24 protein-coding genes and 1 pseudogene are annotated in these 25,199 nt (G+C 70.9%); 13 read left to right on the plus strand and 12 right to left on the minus strand.

Annotated features, from left to right (window positions below):
• Nucleotides 1-173 precede the first annotated feature (173 nt).
• On the minus strand, nucleotides 174-641 hold the full coding sequence (locus tag ABZX96_RS15675) for an NUDIX domain-containing protein (RefSeq protein WP_355543991.1): 468 nt from the start codon (nucleotides 639-641) through the stop codon (nucleotides 174-176).
• 135 nt (nucleotides 642-776) lie between these two features.
• Nucleotides 777-1,898, minus strand: coding sequence for a serine/threonine dehydratase (locus ABZX96_RS15680; protein ID WP_355543994.1), 1,122 nt, complete (start codon nucleotides 1,896-1,898; stop codon nucleotides 777-779).
• Nucleotides 1,899-2,103: 205 nt separating this feature from the next.
• On the opposite strand from ABZX96_RS15680, the gene ABZX96_RS15685 reads away from it, so the two are divergent.
• Nucleotides 2,104-2,949: a thioesterase family protein gene (locus ABZX96_RS15685; RefSeq protein ID WP_355543997.1), complete on the plus strand. Its 846-nt coding sequence runs from the start codon at nucleotides 2,104-2,106 to the stop codon at nucleotides 2,947-2,949.
• A gap of 261 nt (nucleotides 2,950-3,210) precedes the next feature.
• Here ABZX96_RS15685 and ABZX96_RS15690 read toward each other — a convergent pair whose 3' ends face one another.
• The 3 genes from ABZX96_RS15690 to ABZX96_RS15700 all read right to left on the minus strand — a co-directional run bounded on the left by ABZX96_RS15690 (nucleotide 3,211) and on the right by ABZX96_RS15700 (nucleotide 6,740).
• Nucleotides 3,211-4,410 (minus strand): serine hydrolase domain-containing protein, encoded by a 1,200-nt coding sequence (locus ABZX96_RS15690; RefSeq protein WP_355544000.1) that lies wholly within the window; start codon nucleotides 4,408-4,410, stop codon nucleotides 3,211-3,213.
• Nucleotides 4,411-4,542: 132 nt separating this feature from the next.
• Nucleotides 4,543-5,316: a response regulator transcription factor gene (locus ABZX96_RS15695; protein ID WP_355544003.1), complete on the minus strand. Its 774-nt coding sequence runs from the start codon at nucleotides 5,314-5,316 to the stop codon at nucleotides 4,543-4,545.
• Nucleotides 5,313-6,740 carry a histidine kinase gene (locus ABZX96_RS15700; protein ID WP_355544006.1) on the minus strand — a complete coding sequence of 476 codons (1,428 nt, stop codon included), beginning with the start codon at nucleotides 6,738-6,740 and terminating at the stop codon, nucleotides 5,313-5,315. The genes ABZX96_RS15695 and ABZX96_RS15700 overlap by 4 nt, the downstream gene beginning before the upstream one ends.
• Before the next feature lie 652 nt (nucleotides 6,741-7,392).
• On the opposite strand from ABZX96_RS15700, the gene ABZX96_RS15705 reads away from it, so the two are divergent.
• Nucleotides 7,393-8,553: a hypothetical protein gene (locus ABZX96_RS15705; RefSeq protein WP_355544009.1), complete on the plus strand. Its 1,161-nt coding sequence runs from the start codon at nucleotides 7,393-7,395 to the stop codon at nucleotides 8,551-8,553.
• A gap of 117 nt (nucleotides 8,554-8,670) precedes the next feature.
• Here the strand turns inward: ABZX96_RS15705 and ABZX96_RS15710 are convergent, their stop codons facing one another.
• From ABZX96_RS15710 to ABZX96_RS15720, 3 genes are read right to left on the minus strand one after another with little or no spacing between them, the layout of a single operon-like run.
• Nucleotides 8,671-8,871: a DUF397 domain-containing protein gene (locus ABZX96_RS15710; RefSeq protein WP_355544012.1), complete on the minus strand. Its 201-nt coding sequence runs from the start codon at nucleotides 8,869-8,871 to the stop codon at nucleotides 8,671-8,673.
• Nucleotides 8,872-8,915: 44 nt separating this feature from the next.
• Nucleotides 8,916-9,128 (minus strand): DUF397 domain-containing protein, encoded by a 213-nt coding sequence (locus ABZX96_RS15715; protein ID WP_355544015.1) that lies wholly within the window; start codon nucleotides 9,126-9,128, stop codon nucleotides 8,916-8,918.
• Nucleotides 9,125-9,526: a Scr1 family TA system antitoxin-like transcriptional regulator gene (locus ABZX96_RS15720; protein WP_355544018.1), complete on the minus strand. Its 402-nt coding sequence runs from the start codon at nucleotides 9,524-9,526 to the stop codon at nucleotides 9,125-9,127. Before ABZX96_RS15720 ends, ABZX96_RS15715 begins: the two co-directional genes overlap by 4 nt.
• A 401-nt stretch (nucleotides 9,527-9,927) precedes the next feature.
• Here ABZX96_RS15720 and ABZX96_RS15725 point away from each other — a divergent pair, with 401 nt between their 5' ends.
• The 5 genes from ABZX96_RS15725 to ABZX96_RS15745 all read left to right on the plus strand — a co-directional run bounded on the left by ABZX96_RS15725 (nucleotide 9,928) and on the right by ABZX96_RS15745 (nucleotide 14,727).
• Nucleotides 9,928-11,112 carry a S1 family peptidase gene (locus ABZX96_RS15725; RefSeq protein WP_355544021.1) on the plus strand — a complete coding sequence of 395 codons (1,185 nt, stop codon included), beginning with the start codon at nucleotides 9,928-9,930 and terminating at the stop codon, nucleotides 11,110-11,112.
• A 384-nt stretch (nucleotides 11,113-11,496) separates the two neighbouring features.
• Nucleotides 11,497-12,432, plus strand: coding sequence for an XRE family transcriptional regulator (locus tag ABZX96_RS15730; RefSeq protein ID WP_355544024.1), 936 nt, complete (start codon nucleotides 11,497-11,499; stop codon nucleotides 12,430-12,432).
• A 203-nt stretch (nucleotides 12,433-12,635) separates the two neighbouring features.
• A complete protein-coding gene (locus ABZX96_RS15735; protein ID WP_355544027.1) occupies nucleotides 12,636-13,196 on the plus strand; it encodes a GNAT family protein in 561 nt (186 codons plus the stop codon).
• A gap of 258 nt (nucleotides 13,197-13,454) precedes the next feature.
• A complete protein-coding gene (locus tag ABZX96_RS15740) occupies nucleotides 13,455-14,081 on the plus strand; it encodes a carbonic anhydrase (RefSeq protein WP_355544030.1) in 627 nt (208 codons plus the stop codon).
• A gap of 172 nt (nucleotides 14,082-14,253) precedes the next feature.
• On the plus strand, nucleotides 14,254-14,727 hold the full coding sequence (locus ABZX96_RS15745; protein ID WP_355544033.1) for a hypothetical protein: 474 nt from the start codon (nucleotides 14,254-14,256) through the stop codon (nucleotides 14,725-14,727).
• On the opposite strand, the gene ABZX96_RS15750 is transcribed toward ABZX96_RS15745, so the two are convergent.
• Both ABZX96_RS15750 and ABZX96_RS15755 read right to left on the minus strand, forming a co-directional pair.
• Nucleotides 14,697-15,527 carry a hypothetical protein gene (locus ABZX96_RS15750; protein ID WP_355544036.1) on the minus strand — a complete coding sequence of 277 codons (831 nt, stop codon included), beginning with the start codon at nucleotides 15,525-15,527 and terminating at the stop codon, nucleotides 14,697-14,699. The genes ABZX96_RS15745 and ABZX96_RS15750 overlap by 31 nt on opposite strands.
• 278 nt (nucleotides 15,528-15,805) lie before the next feature.
• A complete protein-coding gene (locus tag ABZX96_RS15755; protein ID WP_355544039.1) occupies nucleotides 15,806-16,984 on the minus strand; it encodes a LacI family DNA-binding transcriptional regulator in 1,179 nt (392 codons plus the stop codon).
• Between the two features lie 185 nt (nucleotides 16,985-17,169).
• Here ABZX96_RS15755 and ABZX96_RS15760 point away from each other — a divergent pair.
• The 5 genes and pseudogenes from ABZX96_RS15760 to ABZX96_RS15780 all read left to right on the plus strand — a co-directional run.
• Nucleotides 17,170-17,799: pseudogene (locus ABZX96_RS15760) on the plus strand (nucleoside hydrolase); the annotation flags it as partial.
• Nucleotides 17,800-17,881: 82 nt separating this feature from the next.
• Entirely contained in the window at nucleotides 17,882-18,214 is a 333-nt protein-coding gene (locus ABZX96_RS15765; protein ID WP_355544155.1) for a nucleoside hydrolase, read from the plus strand.
• Entirely contained in the window at nucleotides 18,211-19,290 is a 1,080-nt protein-coding gene (gene add, locus ABZX96_RS15770; protein ID WP_355544158.1) for an adenosine deaminase, read from the plus strand. Before ABZX96_RS15765 ends, add begins: the two co-directional genes overlap by 4 nt.
• Before the next feature lie 586 nt (nucleotides 19,291-19,876).
• On the plus strand, nucleotides 19,877-21,502 hold the full coding sequence (gene ctaD / locus ABZX96_RS15775; protein ID WP_355544161.1) for a cytochrome c oxidase subunit I: 1,626 nt from the start codon (nucleotides 19,877-19,879) through the stop codon (nucleotides 21,500-21,502).
• 254 nt (nucleotides 21,503-21,756) lie between these two features.
• Nucleotides 21,757-22,182, plus strand: coding sequence for a hypothetical protein (locus ABZX96_RS15780; protein WP_355544042.1), 426 nt, complete (start codon nucleotides 21,757-21,759; stop codon nucleotides 22,180-22,182).
• A gap of 239 nt (nucleotides 22,183-22,421) precedes the next feature.
• Here ABZX96_RS15780 and ABZX96_RS15785 read toward each other — a convergent pair whose 3' ends face one another.
• The gene (locus ABZX96_RS15785) at nucleotides 22,422-23,294 is read right to left on the minus strand and encodes a TetR/AcrR family transcriptional regulator C-terminal domain-containing protein (protein WP_355544045.1); all 873 of its coding nucleotides are present in this window, start codon (nucleotides 23,292-23,294) and stop codon (nucleotides 22,422-22,424) included.
• A 228-nt stretch (nucleotides 23,295-23,522) separates the two neighbouring features.
• Between ABZX96_RS15785 and ABZX96_RS15790 the strand changes: the two genes are divergently transcribed.
• Nucleotides 23,523-23,999 carry an ester cyclase gene (locus tag ABZX96_RS15790; protein ID WP_355544048.1) on the plus strand — a complete coding sequence of 159 codons (477 nt, stop codon included), beginning with the start codon at nucleotides 23,523-23,525 and terminating at the stop codon, nucleotides 23,997-23,999.
• A gap of 469 nt (nucleotides 24,000-24,468) precedes the next feature.
• Here the strand turns inward: ABZX96_RS15790 and ABZX96_RS15795 are convergent, their stop codons facing one another.
• Nucleotides 24,469-24,951, minus strand: coding sequence for a MarR family transcriptional regulator (locus tag ABZX96_RS15795; RefSeq protein ID WP_355544051.1), 483 nt, complete (start codon nucleotides 24,949-24,951; stop codon nucleotides 24,469-24,471).
• Nucleotides 24,952-25,199 lie beyond the last annotated feature (248 nt).

Below are 25,199 nucleotides of genomic sequence, written 5' to 3' on the forward strand. Positions count from 1 at the left end.
ATAGACGGCATCTATGACGCCCCTCTATAGACGACATCCATAAGGCGGGACCGCAAGACGACATCTACAAGGCGGCCCCGCAGCCGAGCGCGGTGGTTCGTGGCGATGGAGGCGGGGGCGGGGGGACGAGCGGTGGGCCGGGCCAGAAGCCAGGCCGCCCGGGGCCCGACCGCTCAGGCCCCCGTCCTCCCTCCGGTCCCCCCGTGGATGAGCGCCCGATGGGCTTCCTGAAGCCCTTCAGGCAGCGCATCCGGGAAGAACCACCGCGCCTCCAGGATCTCGAAGGCGTCGAGACGGAGCGAGCCCCCGACCAGGCGGGCTTCGTAAGCCACCTCCACCCTGAGCCGGTAACCGCTCTTGAGGCGAACCAGCCGCCCGGCCTCGACATCGAGCCCCGTCTCTTCCTTCACCTCGCGGACGACGGTGCGCGGGAACTCCTCGCCCTTGAGCGCGTAACCGGTGGGCAGCCCCCAAGGACGCTCCGGCGCCCACATCCGGTGCTTGAGCAAGAGCACCCGGCCCTCGTCATCACGCACGACACCGGTCACGCCAACCATGAACTTCGCGTGTGCGAACCACAGGATGCGCCACTGCGCCGGCCCCCGGATGCTCCGCCACAGCCGAGCGATGATCTTCTTCATGAATCTGACGCCCTCCGGATGAGTCCGACGCCTTGCAGCCGCCGGTCCGTGCCGTGGCAGCTCACCATGGCGCGTCCGGTCGCCGTGACGCGTCCGGCCACCATGGCGCATCCGATCACCATGGCGCATCCAAACTCATGCGCCAAACGAACGGGGCGCCGTCAGATCGCCGGGATCGGTGTTGGCTCCGCACAGCACGACGGCGATCTTCTCGCCCTCGCCGGGCCGGTAGCCGGCCACGGGCAGTTCCCCGTGCGACGCGTGCCCGGCTCGGACGGGCGGAACGGGCAAGGCGGACGGGACGGACGAGGCAGACGGGGCGAATGAGCCGGATGAATCGGACAACTCGGCCGAGCTGGACGGGGCGGTGAGGGCAGCCAATGCCGTGGCGGCGGCGTGTTCGACGGCGATGCGGCGGTCGTCCCACAGTGCTCGGCGGGCGCGGACGATCTCGCTGTCCGGTACGAGCACGGAGTGCACGTCGCCCCCTCGGGCCGCGTGCAGGGCCATGGCGGAGGCGCGGCGGGCGCCGAGGGAGTCCGAGGCGACGGAGTCCACGGTGACGTCGACCGGGGCGCCGTTCTCCAGGGCCGCGTTCAGCGCGCGGCAGCGCTCCGGCTCCACCGCGACGGTCCGGATGCCGTGGTGCCGCGCCGCGGTGGCGACACCGGCGAACAGGCCACCGCCGCCGACCGCGACCACCACGGTGTCCAGGCCGGGGACCTGGGCGCGGATCTCCCCCAGCAGGGTCCCGGCCCCGGCCGCGATCAGCGGCTGGTCGTACGCGTGCGAGGCGAGCGCGCCCGTGGCCGCCGCGAACTCCTCACAGGCGGCCAGCGCCTCGGCGTACTCGGTGCCGACCAGCCGCACGTCCGCGCCGTACGAACGGAGCCCGGCCACCTTCACGGCGGGCGCCGTCTCGGGCACGAACACGGTGGCCGGTACGCCCTGTCGCCGGGCCGCCCACGCGCACGCCAGCCCCGCGTTGCCGCCCGAGGCGATCGTCACCCCGGAATCGGGCAGGGTCCCGGCGTCGCGGTGGGCCTGGAGGAAGTTTTGGGCGCCGCGGGCCTTGAAGGAGCCGGTGTGCTGCATGAATTCCAGAGCCAGCCAGACCTCCGGGCCTTTCGTGCCACGAGGCGCGGGCAGGGCGCCCGGGACCGGCTCGTCACCCAGCGGCGCCAGGGTGACGGGACGGACGTGCCCCGCGATGCGGTCGGTGGCGGCCTTGATGTCGCCGTAGGTGAGCTGGTGCACGAGGTGGCTCCCTTGCGGAGGGGGTGGGAACTGCTTGCGGGTCGGCTTCGAGGCGGGCGTGGCGGTCGTCCGAGGGGCCCGAACGCCGGTCCCGGGGTTGCCGGGGAGGTGGACGCGGCCCCGGCACCCATAGGGGCTGGAGCGCAGCCGCCCTCATTGGTAGGGGCCGGACGAGAATCCCACCCCCTACATTGTCCTCGTCAGCATGTTTGATCTTCGCCCGCCCGCCGAGGAGGACCCGGTGAACGCCAACCCCCCAGCCCGGAACAGCTACTACGAGCGCATCGACGAGAACCGTTACAAGCCCACCCCGCACGCCGGCGGCGGGTGGGATCCCAGCGAGCAGCACTTCGGCCCGGTGGGCGGCCTGGTCACGCACGCCATCGACCGCTACCTGGCCGGGCGCCCCGACACGGGCATGGTGCTCGGCCGGATCAGCTTCGACATCCTCGGGCGCCTGGCCTCCGACGAGTGCGAGGTGCGGGTGGAGACCGTCCGGCCCGGTCGCACCATCGAACTGATCGAGGCCACCGTGCTCATAGCCGCCCGCCCGGTGGTCCGGGCCCGCGCGTGGATGCTGACGGCCTTGGACACCGGCGCCGTCGCCGGGGGCGGCGCCGAGCGCCTGACGCCGCCCGACGCCCTCGCGCCGTGGCCCATGTCGTCCGTCTGGCCGGGCGGGTTCGTCGCGTCTCTGGACGTCCGGACGGTCGCCGAGCCGCAGCCGGGCCGCACCACCGCTTGGGTTTCCACCGATGTCGCGCTCGTCGGCGGGGAGGCGGCAAGCCCGCTGGCGTCCTACGTCACCCTCGTCGACACCGCCAACGGCATAGCGATCCGACAGCCGCCCAGCCGCTGGATGTTCCCCAACGTCGATCTGACCATCCACCTGCACCGCCAGCCCGAAGGGCGCTGGGCCGGACTGGACACCACCGTCGCCTTCGGACCCACGGGTCAGGGCATCACCAGCACCGTCCTGCACGACCTCGCCGGGCCCATCGGCCACGCGCAGCAGATCCTCACGGTCCGCCCCCAGCCCACCGCGGACTGACCGCGACGCAGGCCGGGGCCGTGTCCCGAGCCCCGCCATCGGCCTCATCGCCGACTGACCGCGATGCCGGGGCCGTATCCCCGGTCCCCGGCCCCGCCACCGGCCTCATCGCCGATGATCGGCCGTCCGCTCCTCGCTGACGATCGGCCGTCCGCCCCTCGCTGAAGATCAGCCCGCCGTCTTCAGCCCGCCGCCTTGTCGACGACGATCAGTCCGCAGCCTTTGTCGCCGACGACCAGCCCGCCGCCTCGTCGCCGACGATCAGCCTGCCGCCTTGTCGAGCTCGATCGGCCCGAAGGCGGCGACGGCGATCTTCGGGATGAGGCGGTTGCGCTGCTCGGCCTTCGCGTCGATGGAGTTGATGCTGTAGACGAGGGTGCGGGAGAGGTCCTGGGGCGCCGCGAAGCCCGCGTTGTAGCCCCATCGGCCGCCCGACTTGCCCCACACCTGGCGTCCGCCCATCTTCCACTGCGTCAGGCCCACGCTGTACATGGCCGTGCCCTTCTTCAGGGTGGGCAGCGTGAACATCTCCTTCAGCAGCGGGCCGCGCACTATCCGTCCGTTGAACAGCGCCCCGACGAAGCGCTCCAGGTCGGCGGTGGTGGAGATGAGGGCGCCCGCGGACCAGGTGTCCGTGGTGCTCCACACGCTGGCGTCGCGCAGTTCGGTCCCGTCGGCCGTCGGGAAGACCTGGTACCCGATGTTGTGCGGGCCGCGGATGCGCGGGTCGGTGCCCGGGAGGTAGGTGCCGCGCAGGTGCAGGGGCTTGATGATGCGGCGGGTGACTTGGTGCTCGTACGAGTCGTGGGTGACCTTCTCGATCAGCAGGCCGGCGACGAGGTAGCCGATGTTGGTGTAGTGCTGCTGCTCGCCGGGGGTGAACTCCGGCTTCTTGGCGAGCGCGGAGCGGACCAGCGCCTGCGGCGTGTAGACGTGGAAGCGGTTCGCGTACCAGCCTTCCAGGTCGTTGCCCCGGAAGTCCGGCGACGGCATGCCGTGGGTGTGGTTCAGCAGCTGCCGGACGGTCACGTCCCGGTAGTCGGCCGGGATCAGTTCGGGCAGGTAGGCGCGGGCCGGGCGGTCCAGGTCGAGCTTCTTCTCGGCGGCGAGCTGGAGCACCACGGCCGCGGTGAAGACCTTGGTCACGGAACCGGCGCGGAAGCGGGCGTCCGGGTTCGCGGGACGCTGCGAGATCCGGTCGTGCACGCCGGCGCTGCCGCGCCAGATCCCGTCCTTGCCGCCGACGCGCACCAGGGCGGCGGTGGCCCCGTCCGCGTCCAGGTCGGAGATCGCGGCCCGCAGCGCCTTCGCGTCGGAGGCCGGGACCGGGTGGTGGGCGGACACCGAGGAGTGGGACGGGGCATGGCCGGGGGAGTGGGCGAGGGCGGGGGCGACCGGGCCCGCCGCGATGCCCGCGACGAGGGCGGCGGCGATGAGGGACGTACGGGTGCGGACGTTCACGGGGTGATCTCCGGGTTTTCCGTGGGTTGAGCTGACAGAGATCATCCTGCTGGTCACGGGCCTGCGGCGGATCGCCCCCGCGAGCGGTCTTGGACGGCCGGTTACCTCGCCCGCGCGGGGGAGGCGGGGGCCTTACCTCCCCCGCGCGGGGGAGGCCGGGGCGCCGGCTCCCCTCGGAGAGGGAGGGAACGGCCCGGTCTCCGGAGTGGCGGTGAACGGTCCGGTCTCCGGAGTGGCAGCGAACGGTCCGGTCTCCGGAGAGGGAGTGATTAGGCCCGTCTCGTACGCGCAGATGACCGCCTGGATGCGGTCGCGCAGCCCCAGCTTGGACAGGACGTTGCCCACGTGCGTCTTGACCGTGTGCTCGCTGACCACGAGCGCCGCCGCGATCTCCGCGTTGGACAGCCCCCGGGCCAGGTGCAGCAGCGTCTCGCGTTCCCGGACGGTGAGCACGTCCAGCCGCGCGGAGACGGGCGCCGCGGCGGGGCGCGCGGTGTAGTCCGCGATCAGCCGACGGGCCACGGAGGGCGCGAGCAGCGCCTCGCCCGCCGCCACCACCCGGACGGCGTGGACGAGGTCGTCCCGCCGCACGTCCTTCAGGAGGAACCCGCTCGCGCCCGCGTGCAGGGCCTCGTACACGTACTCGTCCGCGTCGAAGGTGGTGAGCATGACCGTGCGGCAGCCGGTCTCCGCGCTGATGACGCGGCACGCCTCGATGCCGTCCGTGCCCGGCATCCGGATGTCCAGCAGCGCCACGTCCGGGCGCAGTCGGCGCACCGCGTCCACCGCCTGCGCGCCGTCGCCGACCTCGGCGACCACCTCGATGTCCGGCTGGACGTCCAGGATCAGCGCGAAGCCGCTGCGTACGAGTTCCTGGTCGTCGGCCACGACTACACGGATCGTCAACGTGCCACCTCCGGGGCGGAGCGTACCGGGGCGCGGCCCGGGGTCGGGTCTGAGGGGGAGGACGGGGCCGGCGGGCGGTGCGGGGCACGGTCGCCGTCGGCGCGGGTGACGAGGCGGGGGGTGCCGCCGCTCTCCCGGGCCGACGGCGCGCACGGGAGGCGCACCTCGACCTCGAACCCGGTGCCGTCCGGGCCCGGGCCGGTGCGGGCCGTGCCGCCGTGGGCCGCCGCGCGTTCGCGGATGCCGATGAGGCCTTGGCCGCCGGTGCGAGTGCCGAGGCGGGGGGCGGTGCTGCTTTCCCGCCTTCCGCCGGTGGTGGTGCCGCTGCTCTCCCGCCTTCCGCCGGTGGCGCGGCTCGGGCCGCGTCCGTCGTCCGTGACGGGGCCTGGGCCGCGTCCGTCCTCCGTGACGGGGCCTGGGCCGCGTCCGTCGTCGGTGACGGAGATGTGCAGGGCCTCGTCCGAGTACGTCAGGAGGACGTGTGCGGTGCGGGCGTCCGCGTGCTTGACGACGTTGGTCAGCGCCTCCTGGACCACGCGGTAGGCCGTCGCCTCGACGCCGGGGGACAGCGGGCGGACGGTCCCGGCGGTCTCGAAGCGGACGGCGGGGCCGCCGCGCGCCACCCGTTCGATCAAGCCGGGGAGGTCGGCGAGCGCGGGCTGAGGATGACGTGCCGCACCCGCACCAGCCGCCCCGCCGTCTCCCGAAGCGGCGTCCGGGGCGTCCTCGTCCCGCAGCACCCCCAGCATGTGCCGTAGCTGCGTCATGGCGTCCCGGCCCGTCTCGGAGATCGCGTCGAAGGCCGCCTCGGCGCGCTCGGGGGCGGCGCGCACCGCGACCGGACCCGCCTCCGCCTGGACGACCATCAGGCTCACGGCGTGCGACAGGATGTCGTGCATCTCCCGCGCGATCCGGGCCCGCTCCCGCGCGGCTGCCTGCTGCGCCTCGATCCGGTTGGCCCGTTCCAACTGGGCGGCCCGGTCCTCCATGGCCCGCGTGTACGCCTGCCGGGTGTGGGTGAGCCGCCCGAAGGCGTACGCGGCACCGAACACGAACAGCGAGAACAGCAGCTCCCGCGCCTCACCCGTGTGCAGCGCCACCGACACCGCCACGACCACGCCCATCAGCACGCCGACGAGGTGCCGGGCCCGGGCGGAACACTGCGCCGCGACGGTGTAGAGGGCCACCAGCCCGGTATACGGCAGCGGCTGCCCGGGCCCGTCCAGGAAGAAGTACAGCGACTGCGCCGCCAGCACCGCGCCCATCACGATCACCGGCGCCCGCCGTCGCCACAGCAGCGGCAGCACGGTCAGCGTGGCCGCCAGATAGAAGAGCAGGGTGGCGGGCGGCTGCCCGGGCGGTCGCGGGACCACGAAGGGGATGGTCACCGCGGCTTGGACGATCAGGGCGATGCCGAGGTCCACGACCCGGGGGTCGGCCTCTTGCCAGCGGGTTCGGGCCGATGCCCGACGCGTTTTCTCGGGGAGCGGTGGTGCTCCGTCCGCTGGGTCGTGGCTCGGGGGGTGTCCCGCGACTGGGGATGGGCTTGGGGCTGGGGCTGGCGCTGGTCGTGGTCGTGGTTTCGGGCTGGTGGTCACGGTCTCCCCGTTTGTCCTGTTTTCCCGTTTCGGTGTGCTGGGGCTACGGCTGCGGCTGGGACTGCGGCTGTCGGTCGTCACTGCCGTCCGTCGCCGTCCGTCGCCGTCCGTCGCTGTCCATCGCCGTCCGAGCACCGATACGTTCGCGCTTCGGTATCGCGACGGGCGCCGTTCGCACGGCTGTGCCCACCACGCTTCGTGAGCGGTAAACGGTACCTGCCGCGCTTTTCGGGCGCGGGGGGACCTGGTTTTGCTCGCGGGGTGCCCCGAATCGGCCGCCTGCCGCGCGGTCGGGCCTCCGGGGAACACGAACCCGAGGTACGCGCGATGTGCGCTCTGTGTGCGGTCGGACGTGCGTCCGCATGCACGCGTACATCCGACGTGCGTGTGAAGTGTCTCCGACACGCGTGTGATGTGCGGGCCGGCGGGACACACGGGGCTCCAAGACAGGGGGGCGCCCGACAAGGATGTGATCGCCGTGCACCGCCGAACCCTCTTGGCCCTGTCAGCGCTCGTGGCCCTCGACGCGACCGCCGCCTTCGCCGCACCGACGCACTCCGGCAGTCACGCTCCTGTACCTCCGGCGCCCCCGGCATCCGTGGCCGCCACGCCCCACGGCCCCGCGGCCCCCGCCCCGCCCAAGGCCGCCCCTCGCACCCCGACCCCCAAGGAGATCGCTTACGCGGTCAACCGGGCCCTGGACTATCCATACGAGGACGTCAAAGAGTCGTACCTGTTCGTGAACGGCAAGGCGTACCCGTACCGCAGCCTGGGCCGGGACGCGATGCGGGACGCCACCATCGCCACCGGGGGAGGCAAGACCGCCTCCGTGGAGACGTTCCTGCGTGGCCGCCTGGGCGAGGTCGGCGGGAAGCTCCCGCCGACGGCCGCGCGGCGGACGGCGGTGATCGGCTACGGCTCCAACAAGGCGCCCTCTGCCCTGGCGCAGAAGTACGCCGCCTCCGTCTTCCCCCGGGGCTGGGCCGTCGTCCCCGTCATCAAGGCCACGCTCAAGGACTTCGAGGTCACCCACGCCGCGCACTACTACGCCAACGGCAACCTCCCGGCCACCCTCCAGTACGCCAAGGGCGCCAGGTCGGAGGTCTTCCTCACGTTCCTGGACGACGCCGAGCTACGGCGCATGCACGCCACCGAAGGGCTGGACGAGAAGTCCGCCCGCAGCTGGTACCACTTCGCCAAGCTGAGCGATCTCACCCTGACCCCGCACGGCGGCAGCCCCCTGCGCCAAGCACACGTCTACCTCGACAACTACGGGACCACGGCCGTCCGAGGCCGCACCTACAGCCTGGCAAAGGTGCACGGCACACCGGTCAGCCCCCGCGCGAGCCAGCGACGCGTCCTGGACCTCACCCGGCCGGTCGTCCGCTCCGTACCGGTATCCGCCGCCGTACGGAAAACCTGCCGCGCCTACCAGGGCGTCCGGCACTTCGTCTGCGCCACCTACGTGGACCCCTGCGTACGCGCGGGCCGCACCGAACTGCTCATGCGCCGGGCCCGGCCCTTCACCCTCCCCAGGGGCTCCGGCATCCGCTACGAGAAGGTCGCCGGCTCCACCCGCCCCGGCAACCCCGACATCTACAAGGGCCCACGTTGCCCCGCCAGGCCTGACATCGGCTGATTGACCGGTCCGGGCGCCTGCGCGCTCCATGCGCTCCGTGCGCTCCGTGCGCTTCGACGCCCGCGACAACAGGGACCTCGTCCTGGACGTTGCCCGCACGGGGTTCGGTGAGGGGCGTCAGGCTCCGGCGCCCCAGCCGTGTGCCGCGTGGTGGATGAAGGCGGCCCAACTGAGGCGTCCGATGGTGATGTGGGGGCGGGTGGTGTCCTTGGAGTCCCGGAGGTGGATGGTCGGTTCGGTGACGGCGATTTCGACGCAGTCGTCACCTTGGGCGCTGCTGTGGCTGGACTTGGACCAGTTGAGTTCCGACGTACTCATAGCGCCTCTCGCATTCGTTCGGCAGGCTCAGGACGCCTGGGAGTTCAGCCGTGCGTCAGGACGCCTCGCGGCTCAGCCGTGCGCCGTGTGCGTGATGAAGGCGGCCAGCCGTGGCGTCCGATGGTGATGTGGGGGCGGGTGGTGTCCTTGGAGTCCCGGAGGTGGATGGTCGGTTCGGTGACGGCGACCTCGACGCAGTTGTCACCTGCCGTGCCGCTGTAACTGGACTTGCGCCATTTCACATCCGTGATGTTCATGGCTCTCCTCCGATCCGCTTCAGCAGACCACCCACGGTGCCGAGCGGACTGAGGGCCTGCGAGCGGAGCGTCGCATGGCGCCGGTGCGGAACGGCTGCCGCTCCGAGGTTCGCGATCAACCGGACGTTTCCCTGCCCCTCGGAGTAGGCGAGGAGCTCGGTATCCGGAGTCTCCAGCAGGGCCGGCGGCCCGTCCAGACCCGCATGGCTCCGACAGTCGATCGGCATGACTTGGATGGGCGCATTGCGCCCGCGCGCCGATTGTCCGGCTCCAAGAACACCGTGGCTTTCGATTCCGTTGATTCTCCCCGTCCGGCGAATAGTCTTTTCCGTCCCTTGGGGATTTTCTGTTTCCGGTGTATTTCCAATGTATTTCCGGTTCTGCGGTACGCGGTGCATCGATCCCGCAAAAGTCCGTACCAACCTTGAATGGCGGGCGAAGGGGCTATTCGTAGTCGTCGGCGGATAAGTCGGATGTCATCCCCTCCAAGTTCGACGCGCCCCTGACCAGCCCAGACGCGACATCTTCGGGCGTTCCCGGTCCAAACAGAACCGATCCCCGTGGGCATTTCCGGACGAACCCAGGTTTTTCACAAGTGCGCGCGGCACTGTTGAAAACCCGTCACGCGATGAAACTTGTGTGCGACGTAAGTGATGCGTAAAGGTTCCTTTCGCGGCGACCCCCCACCTTCGCCGCCGGGCAGGCGCCCCGGCTTTCGGTCGGTCCTGTGTTTTCGGGCGTATTCCGGAGTAATCAACCCCCCTCGGGGGCGCCTGCCCGCTATCGGAAGGAAAACCCCGTGCGCGTGTTGCGTAAATACGTTCTTGCCGCCGGTATCGGCGCCCTGCTGTCGACCTCGGTCGCCACGAGCGCCCAGGCCGCCGCGCCTGCGCCCGAGCGCTACCAGCCGGCGATGATCAAGGCGCTGGCCACCTCGCTGGGCGTCAGTGAGAAGGCCGCCGTCACCCGCCTCGACCGGCAGGCCGAGCAGCAGGACAAGCTCACCGGCCTGAACAAGAAGGGCGTCAAGACGGACGGCGCCTTCTTCGACGCCAAGGGCGCCCTCACGGTCAACGCCGCCGACAGCACCGCCGCCTCCAAGATCCGGCACGCCGGGCTGAGCGCACGCGTCGCCGAGCACGGCGAATCCGCGCTCGACCGCATCAAGGCGGAACTCGACGCGAAGGCGACCAAGCAGGTGCCGGACGGCGTCGCCTCCTGGTCGGTCGACCTCGCCACCGACACCGTCACCGTCCAGGTCAGCGACGAGAAGAGCCCGGCCGCCCGTAGCTTCCTCAAGGCGGCGACCGCCCACGGTGACGCCGTCCGCGTCGTGCGGAAGCAGCGGCCACTGTCGCCACAGGCCGTGGTGCAGCCGGGTCGTGAGATGGCGTTCAACGGCTATGTGTGCTCGGTGGGTTACGGCGCCCACGACTCCTACGGCCGGCAGTACATGGTGACCGCCGGGCACTGCGTCGCGGACCTGCCGGACCTGTACTACAACAACGCGCACTTCGCGCGGGGCGTGCACACCCGTTTCGCGGTCGGCCGCTCCAGCGTGGACATGGGCGTCGCCCAGGTCGACTCGGACGACTCCATCGCCACCAGCGTCTACACCTACGGCAACGGGGGCTCCATCGCCGTCAAGGGCAGCCGGCGCGCGGCCCCGGGCGCGGCGCTGTGCAAGTCCGGCCGCACCACCGGCTGGACCTGCGGCGCGGTCCAGTCGTACAACGTGAGCGTCACCTACCAGGACGAGCACGGCGGCCCCGACACGGTCGTCACCGGGCTCGGCAGCTCGACCGTCTGCACGGAGGGCGGCGACAGCGGCGGCGCCTACATATCCGGCAACCAGGCGCAGGGCATGACCTCGGGCGGCCCGACCAACCAGCGGTGCGGCGGCGTCTACTCCGACGGGTACTCCTACTTCCAGCCGCTCGACGACACGCTGCGGTACTACGGGCTGACGCTCAACACCTACTGAGCCACCGCGCGATCGAGTCGGTAAAGGAGGCCAAGGTCGGGAGCCGCCTCCTGCCCGATCGCGTGACGCGTACCGGATAACGCATAACGCATACCGCGTATGTCACATGAGTCTCATACGACACAGGATCCGTTCACCGAGTACGGTGAGCGGATCCTGCTCGTACGGGGTCTGACCTGCTGTTTTGGTACGGACCTAGCCCGGAATCGGTTTCGGGCCCTGCCTGGAACCGGTTTCGGACCCAGCCCGGAACCGGTCGGCCGGTCCCCGGCGAGTCGGGCTGCGGCGGAACGGGTTCCGGCGGGCCGGGTCCCGGAGGGCCGGCTCTCGCGAGCCGGGGCCGTACGCCGCCACAGCGACGCGTGTGCACCCCTCGGAGACGTCATGACCAATATGCCCCTTCCGCAGGCCCCGGCCCAGACGACGTTCGCGGACACCTTCCGAGAAGCCGTGCGGCAGCGCGGCCTGACCCTGGAGCGCATACGCGACCGCCTGCGCGCCCAGGGCATCGACATCAGCCTGGCCACCCTGAGTTACTGGCAACGCGGGCGCAGCCAGCCGGAACGCCCACGGTCACTGCGCGCGGTGGACGCGCTGGAGACGATCCTCGCCCTCCCCCAAGGCGCCCTGCGTTCCCTGCTCGGCCCATCCCGGCCACGCGGCGGGCTGACGTCCGGCACACAGGACCTGGCCGCGTCCCAGCGGGTCTACGGCGAGAACTCGTTCGTGGAGCAGATCCTCGGCGAGGAGTTCAGCCGCTTCAACGAGGACATCAGCACCCTGATGAGCCACGAGACGCTGCACCTGGACGAGAACCGGTGCCTGCGCGAACTGGAGGCGTACCACGTCCTGAGGGCCACCCGGGACGGCGCCGACCGTTTGACGCTCCTCTTCACCACGAGCGAGTCCCCGGACAAGCGGCTCGCGGGCCCGGTGGACGTCTCCGTCCGCTGCGGGGAACTCGGCTCGGTCCGCTCCGTGCCGAGCCGCTGCGGTGTCGTCGTGGACATCCTGCTCGGCCGGGAACTGGCGCGGAACGAGACGGCCGTCGTCGACTTCACCGTCCGCTACCCGCCCGGCGGCGAGGCGCTCCGGTACCACGAGCGCCACTTCCGCGTGAACCAGCGCGAGTACCTGTTGGACGTGTACTTCGACCCGGCGGCGTTGCCGACAACCTGTCACCGCTACTACCGCGAGCACATGGCAGCGGAGAACCGCTACAGCCGACGGATCGCCCTCGACGTCTCCCACGCGGTGCACATCCGGCCCCCGAAGGTTGTGGCCGGTATTCACGGGATCTCGTGGGAGTGGCCGGAGTGAGGAACGCGGCGAGCGGGGGGAGCGGGGTGGATGGGGCGAACGCGGTGAATGGGGGCGAACGGTGGGACGTACGGGGGACGTACGGGGCGTTCGTCGGTCTTCGAGAGTGATCGTCGCGTTGGCTTTCGGGTCGCCCGTTGTTCGTTTCCGGACCTGGCTTCTCCGTTCACTTCTCCGTTGATGGCGGAGTACAGTCGCCGGACATGTATCCGGTCACCAAAGACAGTCACCGCCTGACCCTTCGTGAACTGGTCATCGATGACGTGGACGCCCTGCACGCCATTTACGGCAGCGCGGAGGTGACCGAACACCTCTCCTTCACGCCCCGCTCGCGGGCGGAGGTCGGCATCGTCATCGCCCGGTCCATCACCTCCGCGACCGCTCCGCTCCGCGAGGAATACGCGCTCGCCGTCATTGAGCGCAGCACCGGCGAATTCATCGGGTTCACCCGACTGGCCACCGATCCCCACCAGCAGCGCGCGGCAACGATCGGTTTCGCGCTGCGGCCCGACGCCTGGGGCGTCGGTTACGGGGCGGAGACGGTGCGGTTGCTGCTCGCGCTCGCCTTCACCGATCTGGAACTGCACCGGGTCTGGGCGGCCCGTTCCCCGCTGAACACGGCAGCGGAGAAATGCCTGCACAGCGCGGGGATGACCGACGAGGGGCGCATTCGGGACCACATCTTGAAGAACGGGGTCTGGCGGGAGTCTCTTACCTGCTCGATCCTCCGGGAGGAGTGGGCCGCCGGGAGGAACGACGGATGAGCCGGGAGGAATGGCGGATGATCCGTGAGGAAAGACGGATGAGCCGCGAGGAACGGTAGCCGGTGAGCCACATCCCGCCGACAGCCACGGGTGGGGTGCCCCGGCCGCGCGGGCGTGCGAGGTGCGCGGGTTCCGCCCCGCCTCCTCGGGCCGTCCGCGTCCCCCGCCTCCTCAGCCCGTCTGCGTCCCCGCCTCCTCAGCCCGTCTGCGTCCCCGCCTCCTCGGGCCGTCCGCGCCCCCGCCGCATACGCTGGGCGCATGAACGCGCTTTCCCCGTCTCCGGCCCAAGGGCTCGACGCGCTGCTGGCGGGCAACCGGCGGTTCGTGACCGGGGCGCCCCGGCACCCGAACCAGGACGCCGCACGGCGGGCCGAGCTGGCACCCGGCCAGGCGCCGTTCGCCGTGCTGCTGGGCTGTTCCGACTCGCGGCTGGCCGCGGAGATCATCTTCGATCAGGGGCTGGGCGACCTCTTCGTGGTCCGCACCGCCGGGCACGTCCTGGGGGAGGAGGTGCTGGGCAGCATCGAGTACGCCACGAACGTGCTGGACTGCCGGCTGGTCGTGGTCCTCGGGCACGACGCGTGCGGCGCCATCGCGGCGGCCCGCACCGCCCTGGAGGAGGGGCTGCCGCCGGCCGGGTACGTCCGGGACGTCGTCGAGCGGGTGACCCCGAGCATCCTGGCCGCCCGCGCCGCCGGCCTCCACGGGGACCAGGACCTGGTCGACGAGCACATCCGCTACACGGTGGAGCTGATGCTGGACCGCTCCCGACCGCTCGCCGCGCAGGTCGCCGCCCGGCACGTGGCCGTCGTCGGCCTGTCGTACCGGCTCAGCGAAGGCACCGCCCGGATCGTCACCGCCCGAGGGCTGCCCGCCACCGCCTGATGACGGCCGGACGACCGGGGCCGCTGCCTGGTTCCACGGCGCCTTCCGCGGGGCGCGGTGACAGCGAGCGGTCGGGAGCGCCCAGGGCGGTGAGCTTAGGACGGTGAGCTTAGGACGGTGAGCTTAGGGTGAGGCTCGTCGACGAGTTCGCAGAGGCGCAGAGGTGGGGGCCGTGGAGATCACCGTCCAGTGGATACGGACGTCCTGGACGAAGGAGTCCCGGGGAGGGGAGGGGGCCGCACGCAGGAACGCGGCTCCGGTCGGCTTCGCTCTGCCCTGCCCGGCGCCGTCCTCCGCGCATGTGGTGCGCATGCACGAACGGAACGACTTCGCGCCGTACGACAGTCAGGAAGACCTGGACAGGGTCAACGTCCAACTCCGGGAGGCCGACGGCCGGCTGCGGGTCCAGCCCCGGCTGGAACCCCTGCTCGCCATCCCGCCTCGGCCGCGCAGGCCCCCGGCCGTTCGCCTCGCCCCGGGCCAGTGGGTCCGCTGGCAGCTCAACTACCGGTTCAGCAGCGCGTCGGGGACGCAGGACTGGTCGTACTGGATGGACACCTTCAACATCGCCTACGGCCCTGTGGGCGCCGACGCGTTCTTGTCGGAGCCCACTGTTCACATCGACGAGCGGGGAGCGCTCCGGTAGCTCCAGCGTGGGTCGCGACCTGGGGCGATGTCCGCGGGGCCGTGCACGCGGCGGCCCTGTCGTCTGCTGGTCCGCTCGTCGGCTCGTCCGCTCGTCCGCTCACCCGTGGCAAGGGGAAAGTGGCGTCCGCCGTCGTACGACTGGAGCGTGATGCCGCGCCCGCGGACGGGACGTATCTCGGCCCCGGCCCGCTCGTGGAGGGCGGACAGCAACGTGCCCCGGGCCTCCGCCCAGGCGACGGCTCGGTGCACCGCGTCCGCCGTCTTGGGAGTCGGCCGTCGGCCCTGTTGGACCGGGCCCCATTCCTCGTGATCCCTGGTCCGATAGCGCCCGGCACCGCAGCCGGCCGCCACCAGGGGACGCAGCGCGGCGGCATGGGACTCGGCTTCCCCCGCGATCGACCGGACGAGGTCGGCCACCACGTCGGCACACAGCCGGCGAGCCTGCTCGGGGTCGGGCAGTTCCAGCGTGGGCCGGGAGGGCAGCGCGATCTCGACGAGGTCGATGTGCGCCATGCCGGAACCCGGCGGTTCGACGGTGGCCGGGGCGGGCCGGAACGCGGCGGATTCCGCCTGCTGCTCACGGCTCTCCCGCTGCCAGCGCGCCGCCTCGGCGTCGACCTCGGCCCGCGCCTTGCGCTCGACCGCCTGCGCCCGCGCCTTCCGTTCGGGCTCGAACTTCCCCCAGAGCAGCAGACCGCCGACGAGCAGCGAACCCCATACGTAAACGTTTCCGGCGCTCTCCCCGATCGAGGCGGCCACCACGAACCCGATGACCCAGAGAACGATTCCCCCGCACATCAAGCCACCCCCGCCGCCCCATGCCGAAATCAACTCATGCTAAACACCGGCACCTCACCCTCAGGTGACGTCCACCGACATCCACGAAACCCCCGCGACCCGACAGGCGAGACCGACGACGGAATGGCACACCGAACCAGTGCCGCGGCGGTCGGGGACGGGGCGGCCAGGGCCCGGTCGACGACGACCACCGAAGGTTTCGCTGCCATCAAAGCCCAGGTCAAAGCCTTCGTGGGCATCGTCAAGGCTTAGGGTCCGTCGCGGAAGTGGATCTTGGTCTAGCGCCGGTTCTCGTTCGGATGTTCCTCGACCCCGTTCTCCCCTGGCCCGTTCTCCCCTGGCCCGTTCTCTCCTGCCCCGTTCTCCCCTGGTCCGTTCTCGTCGTGCGCGCAACCGCAACTGCGCCGTACGACGAGTTCGGCGTGTGCGGGGTCCCCGGTGGACGGCGCGGAGGTGTGGCCCAGGAGGAGGCCGACGGCCCGGTCCGCCATGGTGCGCAGGGGTTGCCGGACGACGGTCAGCGCCGGGGCGGTGCAGGCGCTGTCCGGGGTGCCGTCGAGGCTGATGACGGCCAGGTGGTCGGGGACGCGGAGGCCCGCCGCCCAGGCTCCGGCGAGGACGCCGATGGCCTGCTCGTCGGTGGCCGTGATCAGGGCCTCGGGCATCGTGCCGTCGGCGATCAGGCGGCGGGTGAGGGCGGCGGCCTCGGTGCGCGCGTAGCCGGAGCGCAGGAGGACGGAGTCGGTGCCGGCGAGGGTGGTGTGCCAGGCGTCCCGCCGTCGCCCCACGGGGCCGCTGTCGTCGGGGCCGGTCAGGAAGGCGATGCGCTGGTGGCCGTGGGCGTCGCGGAGGTGGGTGACCGCCTGGCGGACGGTGGTGTCGTGGTCGGGCTCGACCACGGGCGTGATGCCGTCGGCCGGGCGGTGGTGGACGTAGACGGCGGGTACGCCGGAGGCCTCGGCCTGGGCCGCCACGTCGGTGCCGCCGTCCGCGGAGACGATGACCAGTCCGTCGACCTGGGCGGCGAGGAAGCGTTCGACGAGGTCCCGTTGGCGGTCGGCGGCGTAGCCCGCGTTGCCGATCAGGGTGAGTTTGCCGTGTGCGTCCAGGGCTCGTTCGATGTGCCGGGCCAGGGCGGCGAAGTAGGGGTTCGAGGCGTCGGCGAGCACCAGGCCGACCACGTCGGTGGTGCGTGAGCGCAGGGCGCGGGCGATGCGGTTGGGGCGGTAGCCGAGTTCGGCCGCGGCGGTCAGGACCTTTTCGCGGGTGGCGGCGGCGACCGGCCGGGGGCCGTCGTTGATCACGTAGCTGACCACCGCGGTGGAGGTGCCCGCTTCGCGCGCCACGTCGGCCAGCGTGACGGCCTTGTCCGCTTTCTTTGTTCTGCTGGTCTTGCTGGTCTCGCTGGGCCTGCTCGTCCCGCTGGTCTTGCTCGTCCTGCTCGCTGTGTTCGTCATCGCTTGCATTCTTGCATCTAATCGTTTAGATATTGCTCACCGTAGCTCGTTCTAATCGATTAGACCTGTGCTGATCGTTCCGGTCGTTCCGGTCGTTCCGGTTGTCCGGTCGTACGGGGCGTACGGGTCGTGCTTCGTTCCGGTCGACGGGACCGAACAGCTCAAGACGACAAGGAGTGTGAGCCATGCCGCCTCTTCCTTTGACACCTCCGACACCTCCGAGCCCTCCGACGCCTCCAACCCCTCCGACACCTCCGATCCCTCTGATCATCGACACCGACACCGGTTCCGACGACGCGGTCGCGCTGCTGCTGGCCGCCGCCAGTGGTCTGGGTGACGTGCGCGCGGTCACCACGGTCGCCGGCAACGTCCCCCTGCCGACCGGCACCCGCAACGCGCTCATCTCCCTCGAAGTGGCCGGGCGCACCGACATCCCCGTCCACCCGGGCTGCGAGCGGCCGATGACCCGCCCCCTGTCCAGCGCGCAGCACGTGCACGGGGAGGACGGCATGGGTGACATCGGCCTGCCCGACCCGGTGCGGGGGCCGGAGGCGGAGCACGCGGTGGAGGTCCTGTTGTCCTACCCGCGCCGGTATCCGGGGGAGCTGACGCTCGTCACCCTGGCCCCGCTGACGAACATCGCCGCCGCCCTGCTGCGCGACCGCGACCTGTTCTCGCGCTACCGGCACGTCTATTGCATGGCAGGGGCCGCCGACCTGCGCGGCAACATCTCCGCGACCGCCGAGTTCAACGTGTGGGCCGATCCGGAAGCCGCCCGTACGGTGCTCCAGGCCGCGACGCCGGAGAAGGTCAGCTGGATCGGCTGGGACGTGTCCCGCAAGGACGCCGTGATGACCCCCGAGGACCAGGCCCGGCTGGCGGGGGCTCGGCACGCCGATGGCCACGTTCGCCCACCGCATCAACCGGACCGTCGCCGACTGGGCGCGCGATGTCACCGGTCTGGAGGGTTACGACCTGCCCGACCCTATCGCCATGGCCGTCGCCCTGCGGCCCGATCTGATCACCGAGCAGGAACGGGCGTACGTCGATGTCGCCGTCGGCGAGGAGACGCGCGGGCAGATGATCATCGACCGGCGGGTGTCGGCGCCCGCGCCCAACGTGACACTGGTGCGCCGGGTCAGCGAGCCCGGGTTCAAGAAGCTCCTCTTCGACACCTGTGCCGCTCCGGCTCCCGACTCCGCCGCCACGCCGTCGGGAGCGACGCGATGACCCCCGGGACGACTTCCGAGACGCCTTCCGAGACGATCCCCGGGACGACTTCCGCAACGCCTTCCGAGACGACCCCCGGGACGCCTTCCGCGACGCCTTCCGCGACGCCTTCCGTCCCCGCGCCCGTCCCGCGCTACGAACTGCACTGCCACCTCGACGGTTCGGTGCGCCCCGGCACCGTCGCCGAACTGGCCCATCAGCAGGGCATCCGCCTCACCGCCCCCGTCGAGGAACTGGTGACCGCCCCGGCCGACTGCGGCAGCCTGACCCGCTTCCTCACCTACCTCGACCTGCCGCTCCAGGTGCTCCAGACCCCGGACGCCCTCCAACGCGCCGCGCACGAACTCGTCGAGGACTGGAGCGCGGACGGCGTGGTCTACGGCGAAGTGCGTTTCGCGCCCCAACTTCACGGCCATCAGGGCATGACGCTGGACGAGGCGATATCGGCCGTGGCCGCGGGACTGGCCTCCGGGCGGCGGGCCACCGGTGTGCGCACCGGACTGCTGCTGTGCTGCCTGCGCCACCAGGACCCGCAGGAGAGCGTTGCGGTGGTCGAGGCCGCGCTGCGTCATCGCGGGGAGGTCGCCGGGCTCGACCTGGCCGGTGACGAACGGCTCTACGCGGCGGCCCCGCACCGCGAGGCGTTCGCGCTCGCCCACGCGGCGGGGCTGCCGTGCACGGTCCACGCCGGCGAGGCGGCGGGCCCGACCAGTATGTGGGAGGCCATTGACGTGCTCGGCGCCCGGCGGATCGGCCACGGCGTACGGTGCGTCGGCGACGGGGCCCTCCTGGAGCGGCTGCGCCGCGACGGCATCGCCCTGGAGATGTGCCCGACGAGCAACGTGCAGACCGGCGCCGTCCCCAGCCTCCTCGCGCACCCCGCCACCCGCCTCCTGTCCGCCGGCCTGCCCGTGACCGTCAGCACCGATACCCGCACCACCTCGGCCACCAGCCTCGACCGCGAGTTCGGCCGCTTGCGTGCGGCGGCCCGCTGGACGACGCAGCAGGAAGAACTCGCCCAGGCGCACGCCGCCGCGGCGGCGTTCAACATCGATGCCGACGGGGCATGCGGGTGAGGCGGCCGGCCGGTCCGCGCGGCAGCGTGCGCATCCGTGAATCCTGGCCGTATGGAGAACACGGCCCCAACTCCGGCCTCATCTCGGAGCCCACAGCCAACGGGTCGCACGCATAGCCGGTCCGGAGGGAAGTCCTTCTTGGCCGCCGGGGAGAATCCCTCCCCGTGAGGGAACCACCGGCCCGGTAGCTCCGTTTCCCTTACGGCTTTCCACGCGGCTTTCCTTATGGGGGTGGCGCCACATCTCATCCCGGGTGTCCGCCGTGTTCGTCCCGGTTCTGGTCTTGGTTCTCGTCCTGGTTCCGGTGCTGGTTCTCGTCCCGGCTTTTCCTCCACCGATCCGTCGTTGGGGACAACCGGCCCTGCCCACCGGGCCCCTTGGCCGCGGCCAGGGGCTTTTCGACTCTGTTGCCCGAGGGGCCGGGAACTGATCCTGGGGTGGCCGGGAAGAGCCGGCATTCAGTCCCCGTGCTGTCGACTCTTCCCGGGCCTGTCAGAGACATGTGCGAGATGAAGGGCGCGGCCCGGTGGATGAAGTGAGTACGAAAGGGACCCGGACGATAGAGCCGGATTCCCCGCCGGGCGGGATGGCCGCCCGACCGGTGCGCAAGCGCATACCGGTGGAATGGCTGACGACCACCGATCACAAGAAGATCGGCACGCTGTACCTCGTCACCGCGTTCGTGTTCTTCATCATCGGCGGCCTGATGGCGCTGCTGATGCGCGCCGAGCTCGCGCGCCCGGGAACGCAGATCATGTCGAACGAGCAGTTCAACCAGGCGTTCACCATGCACGGTTCGGTGATGCTGCTGCTGTTCGCCATGCCGCTCTTCACCGGTTTCGCGAACTGGCTCATGCCGCTCCAGATCGGTGCCCCGGACGTCGCCTTTCCCCGGCTGAACATGCTCGCCTATTGGCTGTTCCTGTTCGGTTCGCTGATCGCGGCTGCCGGGTTCCTCACTCCGCAAGGCGCGGCGGACTTCGGGTGGTTCGCCTACGCGCCGTTGTCGGACGCGGTGCACTCTCCGGGCGTCGGCGCGGACATGTGGATCATGGGCGTGGCATTCTCCGGTTTCGGCTCGATCCTGGGTGCCGTCAACTTCATCACCACCATCATCTGCATGCGGGCGCCGGGCATGACGATGTTCCGGATGCCGATCTTCACCTGGAACGTGCTGCTCACCGCGCTGCTGATCCTGCTGGTCTTCCCGGTCCTGGCCGCCGCGCTGTTCGCGCTCGAATGCGACCGGAAATTCGGCTCGCACATCTTCGACGCGGCCAACGGCGGGGCGCTGTTGTGGCAGCACCTCTTCTGGTTCTTCGGCCACCCCGAGGTGTACGTGCTGGCGCTGCCGTTCTTCGGGATCGTCTCCGAGGTCATTCCGGTCTTCTCCCGGAAGCCCATGTTCGGCTACATGGGGCTGATTGCCGCGACGATCTCCATCGCCGGTCTTTCGGTGACGGTGTGGGCACACCACATGTACGTCACGGGTGGCGTGCTGCTGCCGTTCTTCGCCTTCATGACGTTCCTGATCGCGGTGCCGACGGGCGTGAAGTTCTTCAACTGGATCGGCACCATGTGGAAGGGCTCACTCTCCTTCGAAACGCCAATGCTGTGGGCCACCGGATTCCTCGTCACCTTCGTCTTCGGCGGCCTGACGGGTGTCATCCTGGCCTCACCGCCGATGGACTTCCACGTCTCGGACACCTATTTCGTCGTCGCGCACTTCCACTACACGCTCTTCGGTACCGTCGTGTACGCGATGTTCGCCGGGTTCCATTTCTGGTGGCCGAAGTTCACCGGCAAGATGCTGGACGAACGCCTCGGGAAGATCACTTTCTGGACGCTCACCGCCGGTTTCCACCTCACCTTTCTCGTGCAGCACTGGCTTGGCGCGGAAGGCATGGTGCGGCGCATTCCCGACTACTTGGAAGCCGACGGATTCACGACGCTGAACACCCTCTCCACCATCGGCGCCTTTCTGCTCGGCCTCTCCTTCCTGCCGTTCTTCTACAACATCTGGAAGACCGCCAAGTACGGCAAGAAGGTGGAGGTGGACGACCCGTGGGGATACTCGCGCTCCCTGGAATGGGCGACCTCCTGCCCGCCGCCGCGACACAACTTCACCTCACTGCCCCGCATCCGATCCGAATCCCCGGCCTTTGACCTTCACCACCCGGAGATCGTGGAAATGGAGGCGGCCCACCGCTGAGCCCGCCGGGCCGGGCGGCCGGTCGTCGAAGGGGCGACCGGCCACGGGGCGGGCCGGACCCGACCTTCGGCCGGTCCTGGTGCTCCATCGGTCCTGGTGCTCCATCGGTCCTGACGCGGAGCCGGTGCGCCCCGTCAGGGCCAAGACACCCCCATCCGACGGGGCGGGTGTGCACCGTCCCCGCCCCGCCCCACCCCATACGCCCGGCCCGCTCCTTCCCCACCCTCCAACCCGCTTCACCGAGGAGGAAACCCATGTCCCACGGCGTTCTCGCACTGGGCGCCGGCGCTCTGTTCGCGGCCGGCTGCGTCTGGTACCTGCCCGCGGTCGTGGACGTACGCGCGGGCCTCGACCGGCCCCTGTCCATCCGGCTGGCGGCCGTGTCCCTGCTGATCGGCTGGGGCTCCGTCGCGCTGACCGGTGCGCTGTTGCTCACCCCGCTGCACTGGCACGTCATCGCGGCCGTGGCCGTCGCTGCCGTGCTCGTGGCCGTGGCGGTCCGGGGGCTCGCCCTCGTACGACGCAACCACGAGAGGCGGGAGGAGTGGCAGATATGGGCCGCCCTACGGCCTGACACACCTTCCCGGCACGGCCGCCCGTCCCAACCGGGCGGGGGCCTCACCCGTCCGGCATCGGATACCCGCGAGTGGCGTTCGCACCGGCGGCCGGCGGGGGAGTGACGCGGCGTCGGGGCGGGAGTGACCTGACATCCGGCAGGAGACTGACCTTCCGACGGGCCGGAGAGCGACCGTCCGACGGGCCGGAGCGCGACCTTCCGACCGGCCGGAGACTGACCGTCCGACCGGCCGAAGCGCGACTGTCCGACCGGCCGAAGCGCGACCGTCCGACCGGCCCGAGAGTGACCGTCCGACCGGCCGGAGCCCGGCTCGCGGACGACGTACAGCGAAGATCCAGCCGGTCACTCGGCCCCGCGCCGAGCCTCGTCTCCATCCCCCGCCTCGTCCAGACACGCGGCGAAGCCGGTCAGCAAGGCGTCCACGGCGAAGGTGAAACGCTCCGCGTCGTCCGTGCCCTGGTCGGTGCGGGCGGCGCGGACGAGCAACGGGTACTCCTCCTCGTCCCTTCCCGCCAGCCACGCGGCCGTCCCCGCCCCGGCCTCCGCAGCCCCGCCGCGTGCGCCCTCCGCGCCCTCCGCGTCCGCCCCGGCGCCTGTCCCCGTCCCGTCGTCCGTTCCTGTCCCGTCACTCGTCCCTGTCCCGGACCCGCTGTCGTCCCCGTCACCCGTCCCCGTCCTGGATCCGCTGACGATCCCGTCACCCGTCCCCGTCCCGGACCCGCCACCGACCCCGCCGCCCGTCCCCGCCTCCGTCGCGGTGTGCCCGAGGACGAGGACGGTCAGGGCGTTGACCGCGTGCACCGCTTTGCCCAGCGGGAAACCCGCCGCGACTAGTGCCGCGATCCCGCGCTCGGCCGCGGCGAGGGTGGCCGGTGTGACGGCGGGCCGTGTTTGCAGGAGCGGCAGCAGGGCGGGGCTGCGGAGCAACGCCGTGCGCAGCGCGTCCGCGTAGCTCCGCAGTAGCGGACGCCAGCCGGTGTGCGGGTCGGGCAGGGGGAGGGCCTGGGTGAGGACGCGTTCCACCAGGCCGTCGAGCAGCGCTTCCTTGCTCGGCAGATAGTGGTAGAGGGTCATCGCCTCCACGCCCAGCTCACCCGCGAGCCGGCGCATGCTGAGCGACTTGAGGCCGTCGCGGTTCACCAGCCGCCCGGCGGCGTCCAGGATCATTTCCCGGCTGAGACCGGCTCGTTCGCCCCGATTCCGTTTGCCGGCCATGCCGTCCTCCTCCTGCTCTGCGCCCACTGGGTCGCGGGCCGTCCTCGGTGTCCCGGTTGTTCGGTCCGCCCTGCGCCCACTGGGTCCCGGACCGTCCTCGGCGTCCCGGTTCGTTCGGTCCGTTCGGGGCTCGGTCTGCTTGACATTCTTACACCGTAAGTTCAGTCTGCTGCCGGTCCGAGGATTTTTACGATGTAAGAATGCGGGGGAACGATGGACACCCAGGCCATGACCGCCAGAGCCGACACGGCGACCAGCGCGAGCACCGGCGCGAGGAGCGAGGCGGAGGCGCACAAGCGCGTCATCCAGGAGTTCTGCCGCTCCCTGACCGAGCGCCGGACGGAGGACCTCGGGCGTTACCTGCGGCCCGACGTCATCGACCACAACAAGGTGATCCACGGCGAGCCGGACGAGCCCGGTGCTGCCTTCGAAGGTTTCCGGCAGCAGCTGGCGGCCTTCGGAGAGTTCGAGGCGGAGGCGCGGCAGCTCGTCGCCGAGGGCGACACCGTCGTGGCCCGCTTGCTGGTGCGCGGCACCCACACCGGCCACCACCCCCGGATGCCGGAGCCCACGGGCCGTTCCTTCGCGGTGGAACAGATCTGGATCTTCACCTTCCGCGAGGGCCGGATATCCGAGATACGGGCGGTCGGCGATCGCTTGGGGATGTTCCTCCAACTGGGCTGGGATTGGCCCACGGCCGATTGATTCGGTGTTGCCGGGCCGCCGCCCTGATCGGGTGCCAAGCCTGTGCGGCGGCATCCCGTGAGTTCCCCTGAGCCCCGCTGCGCCTCCGAGTCGGTGGCCAGGGGGTTCTTCCTCCTTCGGGTGCTCCGTGGCCTTGTGACGCGACTTCGGTCTTGAAACGTCTCACCACGTCAGACCGATGGTTGGCGCCGGCGGCCGTACGGGACCCGCGCGAGCACTGGGCGCCCGCGTCGGCGGAGGAGCTGGAACGGTTCGAGGCCTACGTGCTGTCCGGGTTCCTCCTCGCGCCGGGTGGGCGACGACACCCGCGCGGGGGAGTCAAGGGCGCGGCCAAGGCGCGTCTGCCGGGCACCGGGCATACCCCACTCTCGTGGGCTTCGTCCTCTCGTGGGCTTTGTCGCGGCCTCGGGCGCCGCGGCGTCGATCGCCGGGCCCATTTCCCACGAAGAGACAGGGCGAACGCTTCTTCTCAGCGTGCCGAATGGAGGGCGGGGGGCCGAGGCGCTGGATTCTTCTCGACTGCCGTGACCAGGGGGGCCAGTTCGGGCTTCCTCGCGGCTTCGTCGAGTGCCTCACGGAGGGCGGTTGCGTTGGTCGGCCGGGCCTCTTGCAGGAGTTTCAGGCCCGTGTCGCTGACGTCGGTGTAGATGCCGCGGCGGTCGGTCGGGCACAGGTAGCGGGAGAGCAGGCCACGGTCCTCCAGGCGCGCGACCAGGCGGGTGGTGGCGCTCTGGCTGAGAACGACCGCGTCAGCGACCTGCTTCATCTGTAGATGTCCGCCCTCGCCGTCGTGCTGGCGGCTGAGCACGTCGAGCAGCGAGTACTCCCGCACGCTCAGGCCGTGCCCGGCCTGGAGGGCGCGCTCGATGTGCGTCTCGATCCTGCCGTGCAGGAGGCAGAGGGCCGCCCATCCATTGGCGAGGGCGGTCAGCGCGGGATCCGTGGCGGTCATGGGCCCGGGCCTCCTTCCGGATATGTCTGAAGTCAGAGGATAACCCCGATCGTCAAATACCAGCTATCGCCGATATGGGGCGTGCGCAAGAAAATTAGCGCCCACCCGGGCCGGGCGGACCGTCGCCGGGCCGGGCGGACCGTCGCCGGACGGGGTGCGGGCTTCTGTCGAGGTGCGGGCCGCGTCGTCCTGCCGAAGAATCGGTCTCGTCCCGGTTCCCCGGCAGCGCACCGGCTGGCGGGTGGGTC

The sequence above is a fragment of the Streptomyces sp. NPDC003077 genome (assembly GCF_040611095.1).
Lineage (GTDB): Bacteria > Actinomycetota > Actinomycetes > Streptomycetales > Streptomycetaceae > Streptomyces.